Annotated in this window: 16 protein-coding genes; 11 read left to right on the top strand and 5 right to left on the bottom strand. The window is 73.3% G+C overall.

The genetic code is table 11. From position 1 onward, the window contains the following. Positions 1-50: 50 nt before the first annotated feature. Complete coding sequence (locus BLT76_RS09390) at positions 51-6,266, top strand: family 78 glycoside hydrolase catalytic domain (RefSeq protein WP_090854247.1); 6,216 nt, start codon at positions 51-53, stop codon at positions 6,264-6,266. Between the two features lie 139 nt (positions 6,267-6,405). On the opposite strand, the gene BLT76_RS09385 is transcribed toward BLT76_RS09390, so the two are convergent. Beyond that, the gene (locus BLT76_RS09385; RefSeq protein WP_090854244.1) at positions 6,406-7,878 is read right to left on the bottom strand and encodes an FAD-binding protein; all 1,473 of its coding nucleotides are present in this window, start codon (positions 7,876-7,878) and stop codon (positions 6,406-6,408) included. Between the two features lie 45 nt (positions 7,879-7,923). On the opposite strand from BLT76_RS09385, the gene BLT76_RS09380 reads away from it, so the two are divergent. Next, complete coding sequence (locus tag BLT76_RS09380; protein WP_090854241.1) at positions 7,924-8,943, top strand: TlpA disulfide reductase family protein; 1,020 nt, start codon at positions 7,924-7,926, stop codon at positions 8,941-8,943. Positions 8,944-9,016: 73 nt separating this feature from the next. Then, the gene (locus BLT76_RS09375; RefSeq protein ID WP_090854238.1) at positions 9,017-10,522 is read left to right on the top strand and encodes a potassium/proton antiporter; all 1,506 of its coding nucleotides are present in this window, start codon (positions 9,017-9,019) and stop codon (positions 10,520-10,522) included. Positions 10,523-10,681: 159 nt separating this feature from the next. On the opposite strand, the gene BLT76_RS09370 is transcribed toward BLT76_RS09375, so the two are convergent. From BLT76_RS09370 to BLT76_RS09360, 3 genes are all read right to left on the bottom strand, one after another. Continuing rightward, positions 10,682-11,212 (bottom strand): LytR C-terminal domain-containing protein, encoded by a 531-nt coding sequence (locus BLT76_RS09370; protein ID WP_170866987.1) that lies wholly within the window; start codon positions 11,210-11,212, stop codon positions 10,682-10,684. Between the two features lie 4 nt (positions 11,213-11,216). Next, positions 11,217-11,513: a type II toxin-antitoxin system VapB family antitoxin gene (locus BLT76_RS09365; protein ID WP_090854233.1), complete on the bottom strand. Its 297-nt coding sequence runs from the start codon at positions 11,511-11,513 to the stop codon at positions 11,217-11,219. A 92-nt stretch (positions 11,514-11,605) separates the two neighbouring features. Then, complete coding sequence (locus tag BLT76_RS09360; RefSeq protein WP_090854231.1) at positions 11,606-11,791, bottom strand: hypothetical protein; 186 nt, start codon at positions 11,789-11,791, stop codon at positions 11,606-11,608. Positions 11,792-11,956: 165 nt separating this feature from the next. On the opposite strand from BLT76_RS09360, the gene BLT76_RS09355 reads away from it, so the two are divergent. Then, the gene (locus BLT76_RS09355; protein WP_170866986.1) at positions 11,957-12,415 is read left to right on the top strand and encodes a nuclear transport factor 2 family protein; all 459 of its coding nucleotides are present in this window, start codon (positions 11,957-11,959) and stop codon (positions 12,413-12,415) included. Here BLT76_RS09355 and eccCa read toward each other — a convergent pair whose 3' ends face one another. Next, on the bottom strand, positions 12,416-16,423 hold the full coding sequence (gene eccCa / locus BLT76_RS09350; protein WP_244509339.1) for a type VII secretion protein EccCa: 4,008 nt from the start codon (positions 16,421-16,423) through the stop codon (positions 12,416-12,418). A 127-nt stretch (positions 16,424-16,550) separates the two neighbouring features. Between eccCa and BLT76_RS09345 the strand changes: the two genes are divergently transcribed. From BLT76_RS09345 to BLT76_RS09315, 7 genes are all read left to right on the top strand, one after another. Then, positions 16,551-17,909 carry a hypothetical protein gene (locus BLT76_RS09345; RefSeq protein ID WP_090854219.1) on the top strand — a complete coding sequence of 453 codons (1,359 nt, stop codon included), beginning with the start codon at positions 16,551-16,553 and terminating at the stop codon, positions 17,907-17,909. Between the two features lie 132 nt (positions 17,910-18,041). Beyond that, positions 18,042-18,368 carry a WXG100 family type VII secretion target gene (locus tag BLT76_RS09340; RefSeq protein ID WP_090854215.1) on the top strand — a complete coding sequence of 109 codons (327 nt, stop codon included), beginning with the start codon at positions 18,042-18,044 and terminating at the stop codon, positions 18,366-18,368. 30 nt (positions 18,369-18,398) lie between these two features. Beyond that, on the top strand, positions 18,399-18,701 hold the full coding sequence (locus BLT76_RS09335; protein ID WP_090854212.1) for a WXG100 family type VII secretion target: 303 nt from the start codon (positions 18,399-18,401) through the stop codon (positions 18,699-18,701). A gap of 111 nt (positions 18,702-18,812) precedes the next feature. Next, positions 18,813-20,168, top strand: coding sequence for a type VII secretion integral membrane protein EccD (gene eccD, locus BLT76_RS09330; RefSeq protein ID WP_090854209.1), 1,356 nt, complete (start codon positions 18,813-18,815; stop codon positions 20,166-20,168). A gap of 3 nt (positions 20,169-20,171) precedes the next feature. Next, positions 20,172-21,608: a type VII secretion protein EccB gene (locus tag BLT76_RS09325; RefSeq protein WP_090854206.1), complete on the top strand. Its 1,437-nt coding sequence runs from the start codon at positions 20,172-20,174 to the stop codon at positions 21,606-21,608. Positions 21,609-21,622: 14 nt separating this feature from the next. Beyond that, the gene (locus tag BLT76_RS09320) at positions 21,623-22,879 is read left to right on the top strand and encodes a S8 family peptidase (protein ID WP_139175459.1); all 1,257 of its coding nucleotides are present in this window, start codon (positions 21,623-21,625) and stop codon (positions 22,877-22,879) included. Beyond that, positions 22,876-26,640, top strand: a complete 3,765-nt coding sequence (locus BLT76_RS09315; protein WP_139175458.1) for a SpoIIE family protein phosphatase — start codon at positions 22,876-22,878, stop codon at positions 26,638-26,640. The genes BLT76_RS09320 and BLT76_RS09315 overlap by 4 nt, the downstream gene beginning before the upstream one ends. The last annotated feature ends 190 nt before the right edge of the window (positions 26,641-26,830 follow it).

The raw sequence follows: 26,830 nt of genomic DNA, 5'->3' as shown, positions 1-26,830 counted from the left end.
GTGACCAGCGTCGCTCGGGGTGACGTGTGAAACGAAGGAATTGTGCCCGGGTGAACTCCCTGATCCATCGCGTCCTTGCCGCCAGCGTGGCGACGTCCCTCCTGACCGCCGGGCTGGCGATCTCCGCCCCGGCAGCGACCGCAGCACCCGCCGCCCAGGCCGCCGCGGCCGCGACCGGCGCGGAGCCGCGCGGGCTCCGCGTCAACGGTCTGGCCGAGCCGGCCGACCTCGGCGACCTCACCGACCCGGACTACTCCTGGCAGGTCGGCGCCGGGATGCAGTCGGCGTACCGGATCGTCGTCTCGACGAGCGCCGCGAAGGCCGAGGCCGACGAGGGCGACGTCTGGGACTCCGGGCAGGTCGACTCGACCCAGCAGCTCAACGTGGCCCACGGGGGCCCCGACCTGGTCGCCGGCGAGCGCTACTACTGGAAGGTTCGCACCTGGGACGGCGCGCAGGCCTCGCCCTGGTCCGACGTGACCTCCTTCGGTACGGCGCCCGGCGTCACCTGGGCCGGCAGCGAGCCGATCTGGGCGAGCGCGCAGCTGCCCGGGGAAGCGGCGGCCCCGTGGGTCGACTACACCGTGAGCGGCCGGATGCGGATCACCGCCGGCGCCCTGGGCGTCCGGTTCCGCGCCTTCGACGCCGGCAACTCCTTCATGTGGCAGTTCCGGGCCTCCGACAACCGGCTCACGCCGCACGTCCAGGTCAACGGCACCTACTCCACCCTGGGCGCCTCGGTCCCGCTGCCCGCCGGCACGCTGGTGGCCAACACCTGGGCCGACTTCCGGATCGTGGTGGCCGGCACCACCTTCACCACCTTCATCAACAACGTCCAGGTCGACCAGCGCACCGACTCGCGCAACGTCAACGGCACCGTCGGCGTCCGCACCGGCAACACCGAGTCGGGCCAGCTCGACGACCTCCGGGTCGTCGAGACCGGCACCGCCCGGGTCCTGTTCGAGAACGCGTTCGAGGGCACCAACCCGTTCCCGTGCGGCTCGGTCTCGGGCGGCGTGCTGAACGTCGGCAACGCCCAGAACTGCGGCCTGATCAACCCCGCCAACGTCCCCGCCAACTGGGCGTTCCTGCGCGGTGAGGTGGAGCTGGCCGACAAGGAGATCGCCTGGGCGACCCTGAACGCCACCGCCACGGAGTTCCGCAACCACCTGCAGTACGTCTACAAGACCTACGTCAACGGCACCTTCGTCGGCCTCGGCCCGACCAACCGGATCGGCACCGAGGCCCGGTACGACGGCTTCGACGTCACCGGCCTGCTCCGGCGCGGCGAGACCAACGCGGTCGCCGCGCTGGCCTACACCACCAACGCCAACCGTCGCTTCCAGGCGCAGCTGAAGGTCGCCTACACCGACGGGACGACCCAGGTGTTCGGCTCCGGCCCGAGCTGGACGTCGCTCAACGGGGCGCTCGTCTTCCCCGAGGCCGGCAGCATCGGCACCAGCTACTTCACCGCCCCGATGGAGAACCTCGACGCCCGCCAGTTCCCCTTCGGCTTCGCGTCCCCGGGCTTCGACGACAGCGCCTGGGCACCCGCCGTGGCGCGGCCCGCGATCCCGCAGCTCGAGTCGACGCCGATGGGCAAGGTCGAGCAGCAGCTGCACGACCCGGTGAAGATCGTCGACAAGGGCAACGGCAACTACTTCGTCGACTTCGGCCGCACCTGGATCGGCGGCGTGCAGTACGACGTCGCCGACGGCACCGCCGGCGACCGGGTCGAGCTCCGGTTCGGCGAGGTGACCTCCAGCGCGAACACCGTGCGCTGGGAGCTCAACACCACCAACAAGTACCGCGACATCGTCACCCTCAAGGACGGCCAGCAGCGCCTCGAGACCTGGGGCATGCGGGTCTTCCGCTACCTGGAGATCGTCGGGGCCACCGAGCCGGTGACCGCGGAGAGCCTGAAGGCCCTCGCCCTGGTCTACCCGTTCGACCAGGAGGCGTCGTCGTTCACGTCGTCGGACGAGAACCTCAACCAGGTCTACCAGCTCTCGAAGAACTCGATCGAGTCGCTGAACGTCAACTTCTACACCGACTCCTGGACCCGTGAGCGGACCAACTACGAGGCCGACGGCTACCTCCAGCAGCTCTCGTCGCTCTACCTCATGGAGGACCTGTCACTGGGTCGCTACTCGATGAACTACTTCAAGAGCAACCGGACCTGGCCCACCGAGTGGCCGATCTTCGTGGTGCTCTCGGTCTACGACGCGTGGCGCCAGACCGGCAACACCGAGCAGGTCGCCGACTACTACGACAACCTGAAGACCAAGCTGCGGCCGGCCTGGCTGGAGGCCTCGACCGGCCTGGTGCGCAAGACCACCGGCTCGAACGGCTCCAGCAGCTGCAACGACTGCGACATCGTCGACTGGCCGACCAGCCAGCGCGACGGCTACCAGTTCCGCGAGTACAACACCGTCATCAACTCGCTCTACTACCGCGCGACCCGGGACATGGCCGCGATGGCCGGGATCCTCGGAAAGGACGCCGAGGCCGAGCAGTTCACCCAGCAGGCCGACCGGCTGCGGACCCAGATCAACGAGCGGCTCTACGACGCCGAGGGCGGCCGGTACGACGACGGCATGAACGCCGCCGGCGCCAAGACCGGGCACTACTCGGTGCACGCCAGCGCCTTCGCCCTGGCCTTCGGCGTACCGGAGGACGACCAGGTCGCCCGGGTCGCCGAGTTCGTCGACTCCCGCGGCATGGCCTGCAGCGTCTACTGCGCCGCCTTCCTGGTGAAGGGCCTGTACGACGGCGGCAACGGCCAGGCCGCGCTGGACGCGCTGACCGACGAGGGCACCAGCAGCTGGATGAACATGATCCGGCTCGGTGCGGGCTCCACCATGGAGGCCTGGGACCCGTCGCAGAAGAGCAACCTGACCTACTCGCACCCGTGGGCCGCCTCGCCGGCGTTCAACGTGCCCTCGGGCCTGTTCGGCATCCAGCCGCTCAGCAACGGCTACGGCGAGTTCCAGGTCAAGCCGCAGCCCGGGGACCTGGCCTCGGCCGAGATCACGGTGCCCACGGTGCGCGGACAGATCTCGGCCGCCTTCGAGCACGACCGCCGCGGCCGCACCGAGCTGTCCGTGACGGTGCCCGGCAACACGACCGCCACCGTGCAGGTCCCGCTGCCGAGCACGGTGCGTGCCGAGTACGTCCCGAGCCACCCCGAGGAGGCCGAGTACGTCGGCCGCTCCGAGCTGCCGGGCGGCACCTACGCCACCTTCCGGGTGGGCCCCGGTGCCTGGACGTTCGGCCCGAAGGCCGCCGACGACCTCGGGGTCTTCCAGGACGTCCTCGACGAGCTGCTGAACCTGGGCGACCGGGTGGACGGCCACCTGGCCGCCGGGGACCTCGAGCCGGAGGAGGCGTCCGACCTCTCCGGACGGATCGAGGCGATCGAGACCCTGGTCCGCTCCGCGTCCGCGGCACACACCGCCGCCGACGGGGCCACGGCCCGGGCCGACCTGGGTGACGCGCTCGACGGGCTGCGCGACCTGCGCGGCTCGCTGGCCGACCGCGTGACCGACGAGGCCGTCGTCGCGGACCTCGCGGCGCGGCTGGCGACGATCGAGCCGCTGATGGTCGAGGTGGCCCTCGCGATCCGGGGTCTGACGCTGACCCTGGCGCCGGTCGAGGCGCCGGTGAACCGCGGCCAGCAGGTCACCGGCACGGTGCGCCTGACCAACGGCGGGGACGCCCCGGTGGGGCCGTTCATCGCGGGCTTCACCGTCGCCGACTGGGCGGTCGCCAGCGACGACACCGCGCCGGCGGCCCTCGCGGCCGGGGCGAGCACCGACCTGACGTTCACGACGCGGGTCCCGTCCGGCCAGGCCTCCGGCCCGGTCCGGGCCGGGGTGACGCTGAGCTTCACCGACGGCGGGACGACCTACCCGATCGCGCTGGAGCGGGAGTGGGCGAGTGTCGACTCCCAGGTCAGCCTGGTCGACGTGGCCGCCACCCACCCGGTGGACTTCTCGAACGAGGTCGCCGAGATCGTCGCGACGGTCCGCAACGCCGGGTCGGTCGCTGCGACCGGTCGGCTGCGGGCCGAGCTGCCGACCGGCTGGCGGCAGGCGGCGCCCGCCGTACGCACGGTCGCGCCGGGTGGCGAGATCACCCAGCGGATCCGGGTCTTCGTCCCGATCGGCTACGTCGGGGGCGACGTGCGCGACGTCCGGGTCTCGTTCGGCGGCGACCAGGTGCTGGCCACCGCGACCGCGCCGCTGACGTTGCAGCTCGACGTCCCGGAGGCGGCGGTCCTGCTCGACCACGTCGACTTCGGTGAGCCGACCTCCGAGCAGGCCCACGCCCTCCTGGCCGCCCCGAACAGCGGGATCAGCAGCGAGGCCGGCTTCACGCGTCGGTACGCGCACTCCAACTACCCCGGCTCGTGGTTCTCCGCCGAGGTGAACGCGATCCCCGGCGAGCCGTTGGTGCTGCAGGTCCGGGAGACGTTCAACAACCCGGTGACGAAGAAGTACAACGTCTACGTCAACGACGTGCTGGTCGACCAGCGGACCCTCGCCGGCCCGGGGCAGTCGACCAAGATGTACCGCTTCCTGGTCGACGACCCGGCGGTGCTCGCGCACCAGGGCAAGGTCCGGGTGAAGTTCGAGTTCCCGGTCGGTGCGACGGGGTTCTACGACCCGTCGGTGGCCGACCTGTGGGTCACCTCGGGCGTCGACCGGCGGGCGCCGGCGACCTCGATCGAGCTGGACCGCGAGACGCCGGGCGAGAACGGCTGGGACCGCGGTCCGGTCACGGCCACCGTCGCAGCGGCCGACGACCGGGACGACGCCCCGGTCGTGGAGGTCGACCGCGGCGCGGGCTGGACGTCGTACGACGCACCGGTGGTGCTCGACACCGACGGCGAGCACACCCTGCAGTACCGGGCTCGCGACGCCGCCGGGAACACCTCGGCCCCGCGGTCGATGACCGTGCGCATCGACGCCACCGCTCCGGTCACGACCCTCGCCGCGATCGCGGCAGGCCACGAGACCCGGCGGCTGACGATCGCGGCCTCCGACGCGGGCAGCGGGGTCGCGACGACCCGCTACCGGATCGGCGACGGCGAGTGGCAGGTGCTCGGGCAGACCGCGCCGGAGATCACCGGCGCGGGCGACCACGTGGTCCGCTTCGCCAGCACCGACGCGGCCGGCAACGTCGAGGAGACCCGGTCGCAGACCGTCTCCATCGACGCCGAGTACGCCGAGGGCCCGGTGACCGCCACGGTCTCGCAGGCCGGCGAGGGCGGCTGGCACGGGACCGGTGCGGCGCTGACGCTCGCGGCGACCGGCGAGCCGGACAGCCTCGAGTACCGGCTGGACGCCGGCGAGTGGCAGGTCTGGACCGCCGCGGTCCCGCTGCCCGCGGGCACCGTCGTGATCGACTACCGGGCCACCGATCGGGGCGCCTTCTCGCCGGTCGGCACCCTCACGGTGAAGGTCGACCTCGGGGCGCCGACCAGCGCGCTGACCTGGGACGGGCGCACCTTCGCCCTGACCGGCGACGACGAGGGCGGCTCCGGCGTAGCGATGCTGGAGTACCGCGTGGACGCGGGTGAGTGGACGACGTACGTCGACCCGATCACCCTCGACGGCGCCGCCCACACCGTGACCCACCGGGCCACCGACCTCGCCGGGAACGTCGGTGCGGAGGCCTCGGCCACCCTCGCCGCGGTCCCGACCGGGCCGGCCGTGGCTCCGCAGGCGACGACCGCCCCGGTCGTGACCGGGACGGCGCGGATCGGCCAGCGCCTGCGGACCACCACCGGCGTCTGGGACGTCGCCGGGGTGCGCACCTCGGTGCAGTGGACCCGCGACGGCGCGCCCGTCCGGGGCGCCACGGGGACGTCCTACGTGCTGACCCGGGCGGACCTCGGGGCCCGCGTCGGCGTACTCGTCACCGCGACGAAGGCCGGGCACGCGACCGGTACCGCCCAGGTGGTCCGGCCGCAGCGCGTCGCGAAGGCCACCTCCCGGCTGAGCGTCACCCGCCCGGCCCGGGTCCGGCGTGGTGCCGTGGTGCGGGTGACGGTCCGCGTGGCCGTCAGCGGCCTGAGCGCCGACGGCCAGGTGCGGGTGCTCGACGGGCCGAAGCGGGTCGGGACCGCGAAGGTGCGCAACGGCCGGGCCGTGGTCCGGTTCCGGGCCACCCGCCCGGGCGTCCGCACGATCCGGGTGCAGTACCTCGGCAACGGCTCGATCCAGGGCTCGACCGCGCGGACCAAGGTCCGCGTGCGCTGATCCCTCCGGGACTCACGCCCGGGCGACGCGCCGTCGTCGTCCGGGCGTGAGCCGTCGTCGTCCGGGCCGGGAGAGTTTCATCGGCTGGCCGACGAACCTCATGCCGGGACGATGAACCTTTGTCGTCCCGGCGAGAGTTTCATCGGCTAGCCGATGAAACTCTTCCCGCCGCGTGCCGCCCCGCCCGCCGGCCGAAGAACGACCCCTCGCCGAGCTGCGTGCCCGAGCAGTAGCCCTTGCCGTCCTGGGCGAGGTTGGACGCGCAGGCGCCGGCGGCGTACAGCCCGGGTACGACGGAGCCGTCGGGCCGCTGCACCTCGCCGTCGACCGACACCCGGATCCCGCCGAGCGTGAAGCCGGCGTAGATCGCCTTGCCCAGTCGCAAGTCGAAGACGGCCCACGGACCGGTGGTCAGCGGGGCGACGTACTCGCTGCTCTTGTGGAAGTCGGGGTCCTCGCCGCGGGCGGCGCCCTCGTTGTAGCGCGCCAGCGCCTTGGCCACCGAGCCGGCGGGCAGCGCGAGCGCGTCCTCGAGCTCTTCGACCGTCTCGTAGCCGTCGATCAGCGGCACCAGCGGGAACTTGGGGTACTCGACGTGCTCGCTGTCCACGATCAGGTACGCCGTGTGGTCGGCCTGCTCCATGACGAACTGCGACGTGCGCGAGTGGTAGCTGTCCTCGGCCACGAACCGCTCGCCGTCGGAGTTGACCAGGATCCCGGTGAGCAGTGCGGCCGGCGGGTAGATCGGGGCCGTGATGAACGGCTCCTCCATGTGCTTGAGCTCCGCGCCGACCGACGCGCCGAGTCGGATGCCGAGGCCGTCGTCGTACGTCGAGCCCAGGGTGAAGGGCTTCTCGGCCAGGGCCGGGGTGTGCTCGGCGACCATGTCGGGGTTCATCACGAAGCCACCGGCGGCGACGATCACCGCGGGGGCGCGGACGACCCCGGTCTGCTCGAACGACTTCCAGGCCACCCCGACCACGGCGTCGTCGGCGGTCACGAGATTGGTCACCCCGGTCTCGTAGCGGACCTCGACGCCCGCCTCCTCGATCCGGTCACGGAGCAGGTCCATCACCATCTTGGTGCCCTCGGTGTCGCCCGGCACCGGCACCTTGTGGCCGCGCGGCGCCGGCACGGCCTGCTCCTTGAAGGGCCAGACCTTCTCGTTGCCGGTGTACATCAGCCCCTGGGTGCCGGGCTGGATGACCGCCTTCTCGGGGTAGAACGACCGCTCGAACTCGAAGCCCAGCGCCTCCAGCCAGTCGCAGTGCTCGACCGAGCCCTCGCAGTAGGCGCGGATCTTGTCGTGCTCGGGCTGCTTGGAGACCGCGACGAGGTACTGGTACATCTCCTCGACCGAGTCCTCCTGTCCCGTCGCGCGCTGCACGACCGTGCCGCCGCCGAGGTAGAAGTGGCCGCCGGACATGCTCGAGGTCCCGCCGTGCACCGCCGCCCTCTCCAGCAGCAGCACCCGCGCGCCGGCCCGGGCCGCCTCGAGTGCCGCGCACCCGCCGGCGATGCCGAACCCGGCCACGACCACGTCGTACGACGGGGTGTCGTCGGCCAGCACGGTGGCGGGGAGGACGTCGGGAAGCGCGGTGCCCTTGCTCATACGGCAAAGGTAGAACATGTTCCAGTTCCGTGCGATCCTCGGCAGGTGGAGACCCTCACCCTGATCGACGTCGACGGCAGCGCGCACGACGTCCGCGCCGACGGGACGTACGTCGACGCCGCCGACCTGACCGCCGCGACCGGCTGGGACCTGAAGCCGGTCGGCCTGTGCCGCGGCGACGTGTGCGTCCCGCTGTTCGGGAAGGTCGTCGCGGCCGACGACGGGCGGATCGACCTCGCGGCCTGGGCGGCCGCGCTCGGCCTCCTGCTCGCGCACGACCCGGCCGAGGGGGTGGCCGCGCTCGCGCCGTCCGCCGCCGCCCGGCAGCAGGACGTCGCCGACGGACGGGCCCCCAGCCTCGCGCTGCGCGACGTCGACGGCCACCCGGTCTCCTTCGACGAGCAGTCCGGCCACAAGCGGGTGCTCGTCACCTGGGCCAGCTGGTGCGGCTGTCGCCACGAGCTGGCCGGCTGGCAGAAGCTCCAGGACGAGCTCGCCGACACCGGGCTGAGGATCTTCTCCGTCGCGCTCGACGCCGACCCGGAGGACAGTCGCCCCTGGATCGAGGCGGCGTCCCCGTCGTACCCCGTGGCGGTGGACACCGCCCACGTCACGGCCGAGCGGTACGGCATCACCAACGTGCCGTCGGTGGTCTGGGTCGACGAGGACGACCGGGTGGTCAAGCCGCCCACCATCGCGCCCGGGGACGACCAGTTCGTCGACTACACCTTGATCCCCAGCGAGCAGCACCACGACCTGCTCCGGGCCTGGGCGCGCGACGGCGTGCTCCCCGAGAGCGCGGCGGGCGCGCTGCCCGAGCGCACGGACGACGAGCAGCGCGCACTGGCCGAGCGGCGGGTGGCGGCGTACCTCCAACGCGGCGGGCGCACCGAGGCCGCCAAGGCCCACCTGGCGGCCGCGCAGGACCTCGCGCCGTGGGACTGGACCGTACGCCGGGGCGGGATCATGATGACCGGCGGCGACCCGTTCCTCGGCGAGGAGTTCACCTCGTTCTGGGAGGAGTGGGACGCCTCCGGGCGGCCCGGCTACACGCCGACCACCTGAGCGACCGGTGACCGGAGGCAGTCTCCGGGAACGGTAGACTCGCCCCACGTGCCACGCCGACACCTGAGGTGAGATGACCTTCGACGCCCATCAGCTGGACCTGTTCCTGCTGGTCGGCTCGGCCGTCACCCTCGCGGCGATCCTCGCGGTCCGGGCCTCCAGCAGGGCCGGGCTCCCGAGCCTGCTCGTCTACCTCCTGATGGGGGTGCTGCTCGGCGAGCGCGGCCTCGGCATCCACTTCGAGGATGCCGAGCTGGCGCACGCGCTGGGCTTCGGGGCGCTGGTGCTGATCCTCGCCGAGGGTGGTCTCACGACCAACTGGCGCGAGATCAAGCCGTCGATGCGGCTGGGGGTGATGCTGGCGACCGTCGGGGTCAGCATCTCCGTCGGCATCGTGGCCGTGGGCGCCCACTACCTGCTCGGCATGGACTGGAAGCTGGCCATCCTGCTCGGCGCCGCGACCTCCGCCACCGACGCCGCCGCGGTGTTCTCGGTGCTTCGTGCGGTCCCGCTGCCGCGCCGGCTGACCGGCGTCCTCGAGGCCGAGTCCGGGCTCAACGACGCCCCGGTCGTGGTGCTCGTCGTCTTGGTCTCGTCCGGCGCCGCCGCCGAGGACGGCCCGCTGCTGATGCTCGCGCTGATCCTCTTCGAGCTGGTCGTCGGCGTGCTGATCGGTCTCGCGGTCGGCGTCGGCGGCGCCTGGGTGATGCGCCGCGCGGCGCTGCCGTCGTCCGGTCTCTACCCGATCGCCGTGCTCGTCCTCACCCTCCTCGCGTACGGCGCGGGCGCGGCCGTGCACGCCTCCGGCTTCGCCGCCGTGTACGTCGCCGCGCTGGTCCTCGGCAACTCCGAGCTGCCCCACCGCGCCGCGACCCGATCGTTCTCCGAGGGCATCGCGTGGATCGCCCAGATCGGGCTGTTCGTGATGCTCGGCCTGCTGCTGAGCCCCGACCGGCTGACCTGGGAGGTCGTCGGCCTGGCCCTGACGGCCGGTCTGCTGCTGACCTTCGTGGCCCGCCCCATCTCGGTGCTGATCAGCTCGTTGGTGCAACCGATGCCGTGGCGCGAGCTGGGCTTCATCTCGTGGGCCGGCCTGCGCGGCGCGGTCCCGATCGTCTTCACCACCATCCCGCTCGCCGACGGGATCGACGGGGCGGAGAAGCTCTTCGACATCGTCTTCGTAATGGTCGTCGTCTACACCCTGCTGACCGGCCCGACCCTGCCCCTGGTCGCCCGGGTGCTGCGGGTCGCGCGCCGCTCCGAGCCGCGTGAGCTCGAGCTCGAGGCCGCCCCGCTCGAACGGGTGGCCGCCGACCTGCTGCAGATCACGATCAGCCCCGCCTCGCGGATGCACGGCGTCGAGGTGGGCGAGCTGCGCCTGCCCGTGGGTGCGTCGGTGTCGATGATCGTCCGGGGCGAGACGACGCTGGTGCCGGAGCGTCGTACCGTTCTGCGCCACGGCGACGACCTGCTGGTCGTCACGCCCCGGCGGCTGCGCTGGAAGACCGAGGACCGGCTCCGTGAGGTCAGCCTCGGCGGCCGCCTCGCCCAGTGGCTCCCCGAGGAGAAGGCCGACTAGCGACGCCGACCCGTCACTCAAGCACCGTTTTGTACGGCGTGTCGGTCCGGGATCGACGACTCGGCGCCGCGCTGACCGGCCCGACGCGTGGATCGACCCGTCGATCGCCGACCGACACGCCGCGGATCCCGGTCATCCAGTGACGGGTCGGCGGGGGCTCTAGCTGGCGAGCTCGGGCGGGGGCGGGCTGCAGATCGTGGTGGCGACCTTGGAGGTCGCCTTGTCCCGTCCGGCCGACGAGAGGTCGCGGAAGTCGTCGCCGACCACCACGACCACGCCGGAGACGGTGGTGGTGACCGGGGCGGGCACCACCTCGACGCCGCGGCCGAGCCAGGACTGCACCAGCCGGACCGCCGGGCTGTTCGGCTCGTCGGTCCAGATCTGGGCCTTGCCGACCGTGACGCTGTCGGGGGCGTTGCCACGGTCGCCGGCCGCGAAGCCCTGCTCGACGAGCAGCTGCATGGTGCGGCTGGCGAGGCCGCTGCGCTTGCCGGCGTTCAGGACGCTGACCAGGACCTGGTCGACCTGGACCGTGTCGCCCTCGCTGACCTCGGTGCTGGTGCAGTCGTCCACCTCGACGGCGGACTCGGGCAGCGGCGAGGTGGCGGCCGACCAGCCCCAGGCGAGTCCGACGACGAGCAGCGCGAGCAGGACCAGGAGGGTGGTGGCGGTACGGGCGGCTTGGGACACGGGCTCAGGCTCCGACCGGGTGGACGCGCGCGTGCAGGACGTGGCGCTGCTGCAGGGCGGCGCGCAGCGCGCGGTGCAGACCGTCCTCGAGATAGTACTCCCCGCGCCACTCGACGACGTGGGCGAACAGGTCGCCGTAGAACGTGGAGTCCTCGTCGAGCAGGGCGGCGAGCTGGAGGGTGTCCTTGGTGGTGACCAGCTCGTCGAGGCGCACCTGCCGGGGTGGCACCGCCGCCCAGGCTCGAGAGGACAGCCCGTGCTCGGGATACGGGCGCCCGTCGCCGATGCGCTTGAAGATCACGCGGGGGAGTCTAACGAGACCTGGTCAGGACATGCCGCGGCCGCGCCACCGTGGCTGGGGGGAGCGACGGTGACGCGGCCGGGGGTCGGTGCTCAGGCGGACCAGCGCAGAGAGTCGGACACCAGGTCCGCCAGCGCGTTCACGCCGTAGAGGTCGGCGCGCTCGTCCATCAGCTTCGCGAGCGCCTGCGAGTGGCGGGTGCGCAGCTCGTTGCGGTGGTCGCTGAAGCGGGCGAGCTCGTTGTCGACGATGACGTCGGTCGTGGTGGGGTTCTCCATCTCGGCCTCCTGGGTCCGTGGGGTGGATCATCGGTGTGGATCGTTCCAAGCGGTGATCCCAGGGTGCGCTGCAAACGTGAGCAGGGTGTTGATGGCCGGTTACGAGCATGTTCCGGAAAAGGTGATCACCGCCACAGCAACGAGAACATGTTCTAGATTGGCCGCGTGGACGACATCACCGCGATCGCGCAGCTGAAGTACCGCTACCTCCGGGCGCTCGACACCAAGCAGTGGGACGACTTCGAGGCTTGCTTCCACCCCGACGCCACGGGCGACTACAACGGCCTGGTCTTCGACGACCGCGGCGCGCTGGTCGCCTACATGCGGGAGAACCTCGGGGAGGGGATGCTGACCCTGCACCAGGCCCACCACCCCGAGATCGCCGTGGAGGGCGACACGGCCACCGGCCGCTGGTACCTCCAGGACAAGGTGATCGTCGAGGCGTTCAAGTTCATGCTCGAGGGCGCCGCGTTCTACGAGGACCGCTACGTCCGCACGCCCGAGGGCTGGCGGATCGCCCACACCGGCTACCGCCGTACGTTCGAGATGTCCTACGACCTCAGCGACCTGCCGGGCGTGAAGATCACCGGCCCGGGCGTGCACACGCACGTCCCGGCGTCCTGATCAGAGGGACGGCTCCGTCCAGGCCGTCTGCACGACCTCGAGGCCGCGCTCGCGGGTGACCAACCGACCCCGGCCCGGAGGCGCCGGGGAGGGACGCAGGTTGCCGATGAGCGGACCCTCGTCGGGCGCGCCCGAGAGCAGCAGGCCCGGCATCGCGAGGTCGCGCATCGACTGGATCACCGGCTCGTAGAGCGCGCGCGACGCGCCACCGGAGCGCCGGGCCACCACGACGTGCAGGCCGGTGTCGCGGCCCTGGGCCATCAGCGGCTGCAGCACCTGGACCGGCGAGCTCTGCTGGGTCGCGACCAGGTCGTAGTCGTCGACCACCACGAACACTTCGGCCCCCGACCACCACGACCGGTTGCGCAGCTGGTCGGGCGTGACGTCCGGCCCGGGCAGCCGGTTCTCGAGGTACGCCGCGAGGTCCTTCAGCGCCGGTCCGGCCTGGCTGGCCGAGGTGAGGTAGTTGAGCAGGTACTCCTCCGGCACCTCGCCGAGCAGCGAGCGTCGGTAGTCGACGACGACCAGCTGCGCCTGCTTCGGGGTGCGGGTGCGCATCACCTCGTGGACGTAGGAGCGCAGCAGCGAGCTCTTGCCGGACTGGCCGTCGCCGAAGACCAGCAGGTGCGGCTCGGCGTCCGGATCGAGTGAGACCGGGGCCAGCTCCTTCTCGTCGATGCCGACGAGCAGCCGGCCGCCGTCCTTCTCGCCGCCGTCGTCGGTCGTCGGTACGCCGGCCAGCTCGCGGATCCGCTCCAGGCCGATCCGCTCCGGCAGCAGCCGCAGCTTGGGACCGGCGGGGCCCTGCCACGCGGCGGTCACCCGGGCGATCAGGTCGTCGACGCCGTCGCCGAGCGAGTCGCCCTCGGTCACGCCGTCGATGCGGGGAAGCGCGGCCAGGATGTGCAGCTTGCCGGCGATCAGGCCGCGGCCGGGACGACCGGTCGGCACCAGCGCCGCCGCCTTGCGGTCGACCTCGGAGTCCATGGCGTCACCCAGGCGCAGCTCCAGCCGGGTGCCGAACACGTCGCGCATCGCGGCCCGGAAGTCCGCCCAGCGGGACGCGCCGGCCACGACGTGCAGGCCGAAGGTCAGGCCGCGCGCGGCCAGCTGCTGGATCTCCATCTCCAGGTCGTCGAAGTCGGCCCGCAGGGTGCTCCAGCCGTCGACCACCAGGAAGACGTCGCCCCAGCCGTCGTCGGCCCGGCCCCGGGCGCGGCGGGACCGGTAGGTCTCGATCGAGTCGATCCCCTGGGCGCGGAAGTAGGCCTCGCGGCGATCGACGATGCCCTGGACCTCGGCCATCACCCGTCGTACGACGTCGGGCTCGGCGCGGGTGCCGACACCCGCGACGTGGGGCAGCTTGGCCAGCGGCGCGAAGGTGCCGCCGCCGAAGTCGAGCACGAAGAACTGCGACTCCAGCGGGGTGGTGGTCAGCGACATGCTCGTGACCACGGTGCGCAGCAGCGTGCTCTTGCCGCTGCGCGGGCCGCCGACCACCGCGACGTGGCCGGCCGCGCCGCTGAGGTCGACGCTGAGGGTGTCGCGGCGCTGCTCGCGCGGGCGGTCGATGATGCCGAGCGGCACGGTGAGCCCGCCGACCCGACGCCACTGCTGCGAGATCAGGCCCAGCTCCGGATCGGGAGCCAGGTCGCCCATCAGCCGGTCCAGCGTGTCGGGTACGTCGAGCGGCGGCAGCCAGACCTGGTGGGCGGCGGGTCCGCGGTCCTCCATCCGCTCGACGGCGATGTCGAGCAGCGAGGCCTGGTCGTCCTGCTCCTGCGCGACCGGGACCGGCTCGGGCTCCGGCTCGGGGACGTCGAGCTTCAGCACCTCCGCGATCGTGAACGGCAGGATGCCCTCGACGTGTCCGCCGTCGTCGCGGCGTACCCGCTGGACGCCCGAGGGCGGCCCCGAGACGTACGCCGCCTTGAAGCGCAGCATCGTGGTCGGGTCGGGCTTGAGGTAGCCGAGGCCGGGGACCGGCGGCAGCTCGTAGGCGTCGGGGACGCCGAGGACGGCGCGCGACTCCTGGGCGCTGAAGGTGCGCAGACCGATCCGGTAGGACAGGTGGGACTCGAGCCCGCGCAGCCGGCCCTCCTCCAGCCGCTGCGAGGCGAGCAGGAGGTGCAGCCCGAGCGAGCGGCCGAGCCGGCCGATCGCCACGAACAGGTCGATGAACTCGGGCTTGGCGGTCAGCAGCTCGGAGAACTCGTCGACCACGATGAACAGCGACGGGAGTGGGGCCAGGTCCTCGCCGTTGGTGCGGGCCCGCTCATAGTCGCGCACCGAGGCGAAGTTGCCGGCCTCGCGCAGCAGCTCCTGGCGGCGCACCATCTCGCCGGACAGCGCGTCCTGCATGCGGTCGACGAGGGTGAGCTCCTGGGCCAGGTTGGTGATCACGGCCGAGACGTGCGGCAGCTCCGACATCCCCGCGAACGTCGCGCCGCCCTTGAAGTCGACCAGCACCAGGTTGAGCTGCTCGGGGGAGTGGGTCATCGTCAGGCCGAGCACCAGGGTGCGGAGGAACTCCGACTTGCCGGAGCCGGTAGCGCCGATCACCAGGCCGTGCGGACCCATGCCCTGCTGGGCCGACTCCTTGATGTCGAGGTGGACCAGCGCGCCGCCCTCGCCGAGGCCGATCGGCACGCGCAGCCGGTCGCGGGCGGGCCGCGGTCGCCAGGCGGCCCCGGGGTCGAAGCGTCGTACGTCGCCGAGCGCCAGCAGGTCCATGAAGTCGGTGGGGCCGGCGATCTCGCCGGCCGTGCTGTCGGGGTCGGCCACCAGGGTCACGGTGTGGAGCGGCGCCAGCCGGCGGGCGAACGCCTCGGCCGTGGCGAGGTCGCACTGGTCGGCGCGGGCCCGGATCGGCTCCTCGCGCAGCCGCAGCGCCGAGATCGCCGGGCGGCCCCCGCGCTCCTCGCCGTCCTCGACCTGCAGCCGCAGGCGGCTGGAGTCCTCCAGGGCGTCCCACCGGGTCGGCAGGTCGAGCACGGTGACGCCGTGCAGCCCGTCCGGGGGTACGACGTGGTTGCCCGGCGGCAGCTCGGCCCCGTCGGTGACGAGCAGGATGTGCGGCGTCGGCTGCCGCTCGTCGGCCCCGAACCGCGGCCGGTCCCCGAGGTCCGGCGGGAGCAGGGAGGCCAGCTCGGCCAGCGACGTCGACACCATCCGCCGCGGGCCGACGGCGTCGGACTCCTGCGGGCTGGCCGCGTGGGGGAGCCACTTCACCCAGTCCCAGTGGGCCAGGGTCTGGTCGGAGGCGAGCACGGCGACCACGAGGTGCTCGGGGGAGTGGAAGGCGGTCGCCGAGCAGATCAGCGCCCGGGCCAGGGAGCGGACCGGCTCCTCGGGGCCGCACACCTCGACCCGGTCGAAGGCGCGCAGGTCGATGGAGGCCGGGAGATCGGGCTGGAGCCGGTGCACGACCAGCAGCCGGTGCAGCGCCGAGGCCGCTGCCGGGTCGACCTGGTCGATGGGGGCGCTCTCGGGCGGCACCAGCTCCAGCGACAGCGGCTGGTGGCACAGGCCGTAGCGGATCTGGAGGAAGCGCTCGTCGGAGGCGCCGTGCTCCCACAGCCGCGACCGCTCCTCGGCCAGGGACGGCAGCGAGGACGGGTCGGGGTGGTGCCAGGTCAGGGCGCGGCGCTGCTGGTCGGCGGCCTCCCGGGCCAGCTTGCGGACGTTGGCCAGGTAGCGGAGGTACTCGGTGCGCGAGCCCGTCACCTGCTGGGTGCGCTGCTTCCGCTGCCGGTCGATCTGCACGACGATGAAGCCGAGGGTGGCGAAGAGGAACATGCCCGCAGCGATGTAGCTGCGGCCCGCGGTGGCGCTGCCCATGGTCGCGACGAGCACGATCGAGCCCAGGCTGCCCAGCATCGGGATGGCGTTCATGAGCACGCCGCCGGCGCCCTCGTGGGGCTGGATCTCGGGCGGCGCCTGCAGGACGATCTGTCCGGTCGGCAGCTCCGGCTCGTCCAGGCGGGTCCGCCGCAGCGTCGTACTCACGAGGGAGACACTTCCTCCCGGCCGTCTTCGCAAACGTCGCGTGGTTTCCCCCGCGCGCGGCGGGGCAACTCTCCAGAGCACCGCCGATGCCCGGCGGCCCCCCGTCGTGCCCGAGGAGGCGACGCCCATGGCCGGATCCCGGCGGCTCGCCGAGAACCTCCCGGTGAGCGTCCACGGACCGGCCGGCGTCCTCGACCTGATGGTGCCTCCGGGCGCCACCGCCGCCGACGTGGCGGCCGAGTACGCCGCACTCGCGGGCACGCCCCGCCCCTCGCTCCGGGACCGTCTCGGCCGCCCGTTCCCCGTCGAGGGCACCCTCGCCGACGCCGGGGTGCGTCCCGGCGACCTGCTCGTGGCCACCCCGCCCGACGCGCCTCCCGGCACGGTCGGCGCCGTCCCACTGGTCCAGTCCGGTGCTCCGCGCCCGTCCGGGCGGGCGGGCGTGTGGTGGTGCGCGGTCGCCGCAGCCGTCGCCGTCCTGGCCGGCTGGTGCGCGGCCCGGTCCGACGACGAGCTGCTGCAGGAGATCACCCTCGGGCTGCTGGGGTTGGGCGTGTTGATCACCCTGCTGCCCGGGGGCCGGTTCGCCCCGCAGCGGCTGGCCGTCGGTCCGGTCCTCGGCGCCTCGGCGGCCTTCGTACTGGCCTGGCACCCCGATGCCGAGCGGCTCCCCGTCGCCGTCGGCGTCGCGGCCCTGACGGCCGCGGTCGTCGCGGCCGTCGCCCGGGCGCTGGACCGCAGCGCGGACGAGGTGCTCCGGACCTGGATGCTCGTGGGGTCGGGCGTGTTCGTGCTGACCGGGCTGTGCACGCTCGCCGACCTGCCCCCGCGGGTGCCCTGGGCGCTGCTGCTCGTGGCGGCCGTGCTGATGTCGCGCTTCGTGCCGGCGCTCGCGGTCGACGTGCCCGACCACTACCTGCTCGACCTGGAGCGGCTGGCCGTCACGGCCTGGTCGGCCCGCGAGCGGCCGACCGGCCGGCGCGGCCGCACCGTCGTACCTGCGGGCGCGGTGGCCGACATCGCCCGACGGGGCACGCGGCTCGTCGTCGCGTCCGCGGCCGCCGTCCTCGCGCTGGTGGCCGTGTCCGCGCCGATGCTGCTCGCCACGGCGACGCTGCCGATCGACCGGATCGGTGCCCGGGTGCTGGTCGGTCTGGTCGGCGCCGCGCTGCTCCTGGCCGCCCGCAGCTACCGGCACGTCCCGGCGCGGGTGCTGCTGCGCGCCGCCGGGCTGGTCGCCTGGGTGGCGCTCGCGGTCGAGCTCCTGCCCGGCCTGGGCGAGGGCCAGCTGACCGCGCTCGCGATGGTGTCCGTCGGGCTCGCGGCGGTCGTCGTCGTGGTGGCCGTGGCCACCGGGCGCGGCTGGCGGTCGGCCTGGTGGTCGCGCCGGGCCGAGGTCGCCGAGGGACTCGCCGGCTCGGGTGCCATCGCCGCGGTCTTCGTGGCCGTGGGGCTGTTCCGCGGCCTGTGGGAACTGACTTCTTGAGGTTTACCCGAGGGTGCCTCGGGTAGATCCAGCCGTGTCCGACCGACTCGTGGTCGGCCACGTCGATCCAACCACCATCACCACAGATCTCGGCGCGCGGTGATCGACCGCCACGGGGAAGGAGCAGGCGAGATGTCGCAAGGAGCATCCGAGTTCGGGCAGGGCGAGAAGACCCTGACCAAGGCCGCCGGTCTCGTGGCCGACGCCAAGCGTGACTTCGACGGCCTGGCCCGTCAGCTCGACGACCAGATCAGCGCCCTCAAGGGCAAGTGGGTCGGCCAGGGCGGCGCGGCGTTCTTCACGCTGCACCAGGCCTGGACCGAGAAGCAGACGGTCATCGTCCAGGCCCTCAACGAGTTCGAGGCCTCGCTGGTCTCGACCGAGCACGACAACGTCTCGACCGACGAGACCCAGTCCTCCAACTACGTCCGCACCGCCGGCCGCCTCGACGCGGTCTGAGCGCCGGCCCCCACCCTTCAGGAGCTACTCATGGATCTCGACGGCATCCGCGTCAACCACGCCGGTCTCGACCAGGCCGCGCAGGACATGTACAAGAAGGTCAAGGACATCGACAACCGGATGAACCAGCTCGAGAGCGAGCTGAGCCCTCTCCGCAACGAGTGGGCCGGTAACGCCCGCACCGCCTACGACACCGCCAAGGCGAAGTGGGACTGGGCCATCCAGGAGATGAAGGACCTGCTCGACGAGAGCAGCCGCACCGTCTACCAGTCGAACGCCGACTACGCGGCCGCCGACCAGCGCGGCGCGCAGGCCTTCCAGATCAAGGCCTGATCGCCCCTCGGGCACTCCGCCCGGACCGGCTGACGCCGGTCCGGGCGGTGCTCTCTCTGCACGACCCGCACGACCCGCATCACCCTCACCGTCCCGCTCGAAGGAGACTCGATGACCCAGGCGCCCGCCGTCGGGGCCTCCGGCCTGGTCCGCGTCACCGTGGCCTCCGGCACCCGCCGGGTCGACCTCGTGCTGCCGGGCTCGGTGCCGGTCGCCGAGCTGCTCCCCGAGCTGGCGCGCAGCGTGGGCCTGCTCGACGCGCTGACGGTCTACGGCGGCTACCGCCTCGTCACCGCTGAGGGCCGTGTCCTGGCCCTCGACAGCGGCCTGGTCATCCAGGGCATCGAGGACGGCGGGCTGCTCTCCGTCTCCGCCGGCGTCGACGACGAGCCGCCCCGGGTCTACGACGACGTCGTCGAGGCGATGACCGACGTGGTCGAGCGCGACCTGGAGCCGTGGCGCCCCGAGGCCGGTCGCCGTACGGCGCTGTGGGCCGCGGCCCTGCTGATGGCCCTCGGGGCGATCGCGCTGCTCATCCAGCGCGGCTCGCTGCTGGCCGCGGTCTCCGCGGTCGTCGTCTCCGTGGTCCTGGTCGGCGGCGCGGTCGTGCTCTCGCGCGTGCAGCACGAGCGCGAGGCCGCGGTCGCGGTCGCCTGGATGGGCACGGCGTACGCCGCGGTCTCCGGACTGATGCTCCTCACCGACGAGCCCTTCTTCGGGCTCCCCCTCGCGTGCGCGGGCGCGGGTGCGCTGCTCGCCGGGCTGCTCGCGCTGGTCGGCATCGGCGACGGCCGGACCCTGGTCATCCCGCCGGTGGTGGTGGGCGCGGTCGTGCTCGCCACGGGCCTGCTGATGCGGGTCGCCGACGTGGACGCCGAAGTGGTCCTCACCACCGCCCTGGTCCTGGTCGTGCTCGCCGGCAGCGTCTTCCCGTGGCTGGCCCTGGGGGTCACCGGCACCACCGTCGAGCAGCTCTACACCGACGCCGACATCACCGCCGACCCGGCGGAGGTCGACCCGCAGCGGGTCCGGGCCGACGCCCGCGTCGCCCACGAGATCCTGGTCGCCATCTCCGGCACGGTCGGCCTGCTGCTCGTGATGATCGCGCCGCTGGCCGTGCGGCTCGGCGTCACCGGGACCGTGCTCGCGATCGTCGCCTGCTGCCTGGTGATGCTCCGAACCCGTCAGTACCGCACCGGCGCCGAGGTCCTCGTGGGCCTGGTCTCCGGCGTCGTCGGCCTGGCGGTCGTGGCCGTCTCGGTCCTGGCCTGGTGGCCCGACTGGCGCCCGACCGCGGCCGTCGCGCTGGCCGCCTCGGGCGCCGTGCTGCTCGCCGTGACCCTGCTGCCCTCGCCGCCGTCGGTGCGCCGCGGCCGGCTCGGCGACGTCGTCGAGACCATCGGCCTGCTGGCGCTGCTGCCCCTGCTCGTGGTGTCCACGGGCGTCCTGTCGTCGATCGGCGGCTGAGGCGTGGCGACCAAGCGCGACCTGGTCGAGGCGCACGCCTTCAGCCGTCGCCGGCTGGTCACCGCCTTCGTCTCGGGCGCGCCGGGCGGGCGCGAGGTCGAGCCGGCCCGTCCGGGCCGGACCATCGTCGGGGGCCTCGCGCTGTCGGTGCTGCTCGTGGCCGGCGCCGCGGTCGCGGGGATCCTGGTCGGCCGCGACCCCGAGGACTGGAACAAGCCCGGGCTGCTCATCTCGGAGGACAAGGGCGGCCTCTACGTCATCCTCGAGGAGAGCGACGACCCCGAGCTCCACTCGATCCTCAACATCACCTCGGCCCAGCTGATCCTCGGTCCCGACCTCGAGCCCAAGATCCTGGCCGAGGACACCATCGCCGCCCAGGACCTCGGCTCCGACCTGGGGATCCTCGGCGCCCCGCAGACCGTCCCCGACACCGCGCGGCTGATCGACAGCGGCTGGTCGGCGTGCACCTCCGCCGACGGGGGGATGGCGGTCACGATGTCCAACGACCCGGTGGTCCAGCCGATCCCCGACAAGGGCTTCGTCGTGAGGAGCCAGGACCGCTACTACGTCATCGCGACCGGTCGCGACGAGTCCGGAGAGCCGCAGCGGGCCTACAGCTACGCGCTGCCCACCGGGGTGCCGCTCGACCCGCTGCTCCGCGCCCTCGGGCTGCCGATCACCGACGAGGCCCGCGACGTCCCCGAGAAGTGGCTGCGGCTCTTCCCGGTCGGGGGGCCGCTCGCCTTCTCGAGCCTCGGCCTCGAGGGGTACGGCGACCCCGCGCCCGAGCAGGGTCCCGGCCAGCTGCCGACCGGGTCCCGGATCGGGCAGATCATCACCCTCGACGGCGAGTCGTTCCAGCTGCTGACCAAGGACGGCCCGGCCGACCTGGACCCGTTCGCGAAGGCCGTCTACGAGACCACGGCCAAGCCGCCGCTGGCCCAGCCCCTCGACCTCGCGCCGGTCACCCTCGACGCGGCCCCCCAGGTCAGCGGCTCGCTCCCGCCCTTCGACGCGGCGCACTGGCCCGACCGGCTCCTCGACGACGAGCTCGACGAACACTGCGCGCTGCTGGTCACCGCCGACGGCGAGAAGCCGGTGGCGATGCTGGCCACCGACCCGACCGACGCAGCCTCGGCCGGCGACCTGGTGGCCCCCGCCGAGCGGGTCTCGGTCGACCCCGGGCACGGCGCCTACGTCCGGGTCGGCGATTGGGACAGCACGACCAGCCGCTCGTCGTACGTCGTCGACGCCAAGGGCGTCGCCTACCCGCTGGTCGGTCCGGGGGCCGCGGACCAGCTGGGCTACGGCTCGTACGACGCCCCGCTCGTGCCCGACCCGTGGGTCGAGCTCTTCGAGCCCGGGGTCCCGCTGTCCCGAGACAGCGCGCTGTGTCCGCCGGTGCAGGGCGAGCAGGGGGCGAGCCGCACGTGCGAGTGAGGCTGCTGCCCGCGGTGCTGCTGCTTCCCCTGGCGGCCTCGGTGCCGGTGATCCTGCCGGCCGCGCCGGCGATGGCGGTCGAGGAGGACTGCGGGGCGGTCCAGGTCAAGGAGGCGGGCGAGGCCCGGTCGGCGGCCACCCGCGAGAGCGCGCCCCTCGAGCAGCTGCGGATCGCGGACGCCCACGCCTACCTCGCCGCGCGCGGCAGGCAGCCGGGCGCGGGGGTGACCGTCGCGGTCCTGGACTCCGGGGTCACGGCCAGCGGGGGCCTGCGGGTCTCCGAGCACGTCAGCGTCACCGGTCGGCAGGGCGAGCTCGACGACTGGCACGGCACCGCGGTCGCGGGGCTCATCGCGGGCACCCCGCGCGCGGACGACGCGGGCGGGCTCGTCGGCATCGCGCCGTACGCCGAGATCCTCGACGTCCGGGTCTTCGACTCCGGCGACGCGGGCAGCACCGAGGGCAAGCCGGTCAGCGCCGACGGCCTGGTCGAGGGGCTCGGCGTGGTGCTGGCGCACCCCGAGGTCGACATCGTGAACGTCTCGCTCTTCGTCGACCAGCCCGACCCGCGCATCGAGAAGCTGCTCACCCGGCTGCACCGCCGCGGGGTCGTCGTGGTCGCCGCCGCCGGCAACCGCCCGACCGAGGACGACCAGCCGCTGTACGACGACTTCGGCACGCCGGAGGCCGGTCAGGACGCTGCGCTCCGGGTCTTCCCGGCCGGCTATCCGTCGGTCGTCGCCGTCAGTGCGACGGTCGACGGCCTCGGCGACCGCGAGGACGCGGCGGCGTACGTGCTGCCCAACAGCCGCACCGACGTCGCCGCCCCGGTCGTCGGCGGCGTCACCGTCGGCGTCGACGGCGGCACCTGCACCGTCGACGACGTCGTGACCTCCTGGGCCGCGGCCGAGGTCAGCGGCGTGCTCGCCCTGATGCGCACGGCCGACCCGGACGCGACCGGCGACCAGCTGGTGGCCCGGCTGCTGTCGACGGCCGACGGTCGCACCGACGTGCGCAGCCCGATGACCGGGGCGGGCGTCGTACAACCGCTCGACGCGCTGCGTCGTCCGGTCACGCCGGCCGAGGACGGCACCCTCGACACCACGGCCGAGCGCAGCGACCGCCGGGCGGTCGCCCCCGAGCCGGAGGTCGACACGATGGCCGCGACCCGGCGCGACGCCGTGTGGTGGGGCGTCCTCGGCGGCGGCGTGCTGCTGCTCGCGCTGGTGCTCCGGCCGTTGCTGGCCCGCCGCGGACCGCGGTCGCCGTGAGTGCCGCGCGCTCGATGGAGGACGTGCTCGCCGCCAGCGGCGAGGTCGGCGCGGACCTGCTGCGCGTCGACTGGTCGGGCACGCCGCTGGGCCGGCCCGACGGCTGGCCGCTCAGCCTGCGCAACGCCGTCCGGATCCTGCTCACGTCGAAGTTCTCGATGTGGATGGCCTGGGGTCCCGAGCTGACCTTCTTCTGCAACGACGCCTACCGGCGCGACACCCTCGGCGGCAAGTACCCCTGGGCGCTGGGTCGGTCCGCCGCCGAGGTCTGGTCGGAGATCTGGACCGACATCGCGCCGCGCATCGAGACGGTGATGTCGACCGGCGAGGCCACCTGGGACGAGGCGCTGCTGCTCTTCCTCGAGCGCTCCGGGTACGCCGAGGAGACCTACCACACCTTCTCCTACAGCCCGCTGGCCGACGACGACGGGCAGATCGCCGGGATGCTCTGCGTGGTCACCGAGGACACCGAGCAGGTGGTGGCGACCGGGCGGATGGCCACCCTGCGCGACCTCGGCATCCGGGTGGCGGGCGCCCGCGACGAGCGGCACGCCGTACGCACGGCGTGCGCGCAGCTCGCCCAGGATCCGCGGTCGCTGCCGTTCGCCGCGGTCTACCTCTTCGAGGACGACGGCCGCACGGCCCGGCTCGCGGGGGCGGCCGGGGTCGAGGGCGAGCACGCCGCGTTCCCGCCGCTCGTGGTCGCCGACGACCCTGCGGCGACGTGGCCGGCGCCGCGGCTGTGGGAGGGCGAGGCCCTGGTCCACGACCTCGACCGGTTCGCCGACCTGCCGCGCGGCGCCTGGCCGGAGCCGCCGCTCCAGGCCTATCTCACCCCGCTGCTGCAGCCGGCCCAGGCCCACCCCTACGGCTTCCTGGTCGCCGGGCTCAACCGCTACCGCCCGTTCGACGACGCCTACCGGGGCTTCGTCGACCTGGTCGCCGGGCACCTCGCCGCGGCCGTCTCGGACGCTCGCGCCATCGAGGCCGAGACACAGCGGGCGGAGACCCTGGCCCGCCTCGACCAGGCGAAGACCGACTTCTTCGCCAACGTCAGCCACGAGCTGCGGACCCCGCTCACCCTCCTCCTCGGCCCGACCGAGGACGCCCTCGCCGACGAGGCCGAGCCGCTCGCGCCGGTCCACCGCGACCGGCTGGCCACGGTGCTGCGCAACGGCCAGCGGATGCTCCAGCTGGTCAACACGCTCCTCGACTTCTCCCGGCTCGAGGCGGGTCGGGCCGCCCCGGAGCTCCGCCTGACCGACCTCGGTCAGGCCACCGGCGAGCTGGCGGCGATGTTCCAGTCCGCCGCCGAGCGGGCCGGGCTGCGGCTCGAGATCGACGTACGCCCCGGCACCGAGGCGTACGTCGACCGCGACCACTGGGCCAAGATCGTGCTCAACCTGCTGTCGAACGCGCTGAAGTTCACCTTCGAGGGCGAGGTCTCGGTCCGCCTCGGGGTCGACGGCGACTGCGCCGTGCTGTCCGTGCGCGACACCGGCAGCGGCATCCCCGAGTCCGAGGTCCCGCACCTGTTCGAGCGGTTCCACCGGGTGGCCGGCGCGCGGTCGCGCACCCACGAGGGGTCCGGTATCGGCCTGGCCCTGGTCGCCGAGCTGGTCGCCCTGCATGGCGGCACGGTCGGGGTGGCGAGCCGGCTCGGCGAGGGGACCACCCTCACGGTCGCGGTGCCGCTCGGACGCGACCACCTCGACCCGGCGTACCTCGTCGACGACACCTCGGCGGGCGCGATCGTCGACGGGCGGACCGGGCAGATGGTCGCGCAGGCGCTGAGCTGGCTGCCGGAGGAGGACGAGGCGACCGACGCCGTCGCGCCGGATCCCGACCGGGCCGACCAGCCCCGGGTGCTGGTCGTCGACGACAACGCCGACATGCGCACCTACGTCGCGGGGATCCTCCGCGAGGAGTACGACGTGAGCGTCGCCTCGGACGGCGTCGAGGCGCTCGCCCTGATGGCCGAGCAGCGGCCGCACCTCGTCGTCACCGACGTGATGATGCCGCGGCTCGACGGCTTCGGGCTGCTCCAGCGGATGCAGGCCGACCCGGTGCTGACCGTCGTACCCGTGGTGATGCTGTCGGCCCGGGCGGGGGAGGAGGGCACCCTCGAGGGCCTGGCCGCGGGCGCGGTCGACTACCTCGTCAAGCCGTTCTCGGCGCGCGAGCTGCTCGCCCGGGTGCGGGTCAACCTCGAGCTCGACCGCGAGCAGCGGGTCCGGCACGCGCTGGAGCTGAACGAGGAGCTGCTCGACCAGGCCCAGCGGCTGGCCCGGATCGGCAGCTGGGAGATCGACCTCGACACCGACACGATCGTCGCCTCGCGCACGTTCCACGAGCTGATGCAGATGGACCGCGAGACGATGGATCGGCTCGGCACCACCGCGGTGATCGAGTCCCTGGTCCACCCCGACGACCTGCCGATGGTCCGCGAGCGCCTCGGCGAGGCCATCGACGGCGAGGTCATCGAGTACGAGACCCGGATCGTGCTCCCCACCGGCGAGCAGCGCCTCTTCCACGCCCGCGGCGAGGTCGTCCCGCGCGCGGACGGGGCCCGGATCCTGCGCGGCTCCTTCCAGGACGTCACCGAGCAGGACGCCACCCGGCGCCGCCTGGTCGCCGCCGAGGCCGAGCGCGAGGCCGCGGTCCGCGAGCGCCGGGTCGCCGAGCAGCTCCAGGCCAGCCTGCTCCCCGCCAGCGACTTCGAGGTCGACTCCCTCGAGGTGGCGACGTTCTACCGCGCCGGCGTCGAGGGCACCTACGTCGGTGGCGACTGGTACGACGTGATCGACCTGGGTGCGGGCCGCACCGCGTTCGTGATCGGCGACGTCATGGGACGGGGCGTGCCCGCGGCCGCGGTGATGGGTCAGCTGCGCGCCGCCGTCCGGGCGTTCGCGACCCTCGACCTCGGGCCGGCGGAGGTCCTCGAGCACCTCGACAACCTGGTCCAGGAGCTCGCTGCCGACCAGATCGTCACCTGCGTGTACGCCGTCCACGACGCCGCCGAGCAGACCTTCACCTACGCCAACGCCGGTCACCTCCCGCCGCTGCTGGCCCGCCACGACCTGGTCGAGACGATGGCTCGGATCGAGGCGACCGGCCCGCCGCTCGGCGCCGGCTACTTCGGCATGACCGCCGAGGTGTACGACGTCCGCGCCGACGACGTCGTCGTGCTCTACACCGACGGCCTGGTCGAGCGGCGGGGCGAGGACCTGTTCGCCGGCATCTCCCAGCTGGCCGACCTGGTCCGCGCGCACGGCGACCAGCCGTTGCGCCGGCTGCCCGAGACCCTGGTCCGCAGCCTGGTCGGCGACGACGGCGGCGACGACGACGTGGCCCTGGTGCTGGTGAAGGTCGAGGAGCCGCAGGAGCTCACCTTCACCGCCCGCCTCGCCGAGGTCGGCACCGCCCCGCGCGACGCCCGGCGCGCGGTCGCCGACCAGCTCGGTCGCTGGGGCGTCCGGGCCGAGGCGGTCGACGACCTGGTGCTCATCACCAGCGAGCTGGTGACCAACGCGCTCGTGCACGCCCGGCCGCCGATCGACCTGCGGCTGCGTCGTACCGGTCACCAGGTCGTGCTCGAGGTCCGCGACCGCGCGCAGCTGCGCCCGCGGCGGCGCCGGCCCGAGGAGAGCGACGAGAACGGCCGCGGCCTCAACATCGTCGAGGTGCTCAGCGAGAGCTGGGGCACCCGCACCAACGAGTCCGGCAAGACCGTGTGGTGCTCCGTGCGGGTCGACGACTGACGGTCCCGGTCGGACCGAGACCTTCGGCCCTGCCCCACCGGCCGGTCGCGGCGGGAGTACGACTTCGGCTGGGCGCTCGTGGTGCTCCCGGACAGTGGGACCGGGGGCGCCCCGGCTGGTGGTCCGGGAGCGTTACCGCTGCCCGACGCCCGCGGATGCTACGGGGCATCCGGGACCGGAGCGTCCGGTA

The sequence above is a fragment of the Nocardioides lianchengensis genome (assembly GCF_900101465.1).
Classification (GTDB): Bacteria; Actinomycetota; Actinomycetes; order Propionibacteriales; family Nocardioidaceae; genus Nocardioides; species Nocardioides lianchengensis.
This window is presented reverse-complemented; position numbering and strand designations above follow the sequence as displayed.

Bases quoted from the DNA above. Each gene is read 5' to 3' on its own strand.
- BLT76_RS09385 (WP_090854244.1), bottom strand. From the start codon at position 7,878: ATGAGCAAGGGCACCGCGCTTCCCGACGTCCTCCCCGCCACCGTGCTG.
- BLT76_RS09375 (WP_090854238.1), top strand. From the start codon at position 9,017: ATGACCTTCGACGCCCATCAGCTGGACCTGTTCCTGCTGGTCGGCTCG.
- BLT76_RS09360 (WP_090854231.1), bottom strand. From the start codon at position 11,791: ATGGAGAACCCCACCACGACCGACGTCATCGTCGACAACGAGCTCGCC.
- BLT76_RS09345 (WP_090854219.1), top strand. From the start codon at position 16,551: ATGGCCGGATCCCGGCGGCTCGCCGAGAACCTCCCGGTGAGCGTCCAC.
- BLT76_RS09340 (WP_090854215.1), top strand. From the start codon at position 18,042: ATGTCGCAAGGAGCATCCGAGTTCGGGCAGGGCGAGAAGACCCTGACC.
- BLT76_RS09335 (WP_090854212.1), top strand. From the start codon at position 18,399: ATGGATCTCGACGGCATCCGCGTCAACCACGCCGGTCTCGACCAGGCC.
- eccD (WP_090854209.1), top strand. From the start codon at position 18,813: ATGACCCAGGCGCCCGCCGTCGGGGCCTCCGGCCTGGTCCGCGTCACC.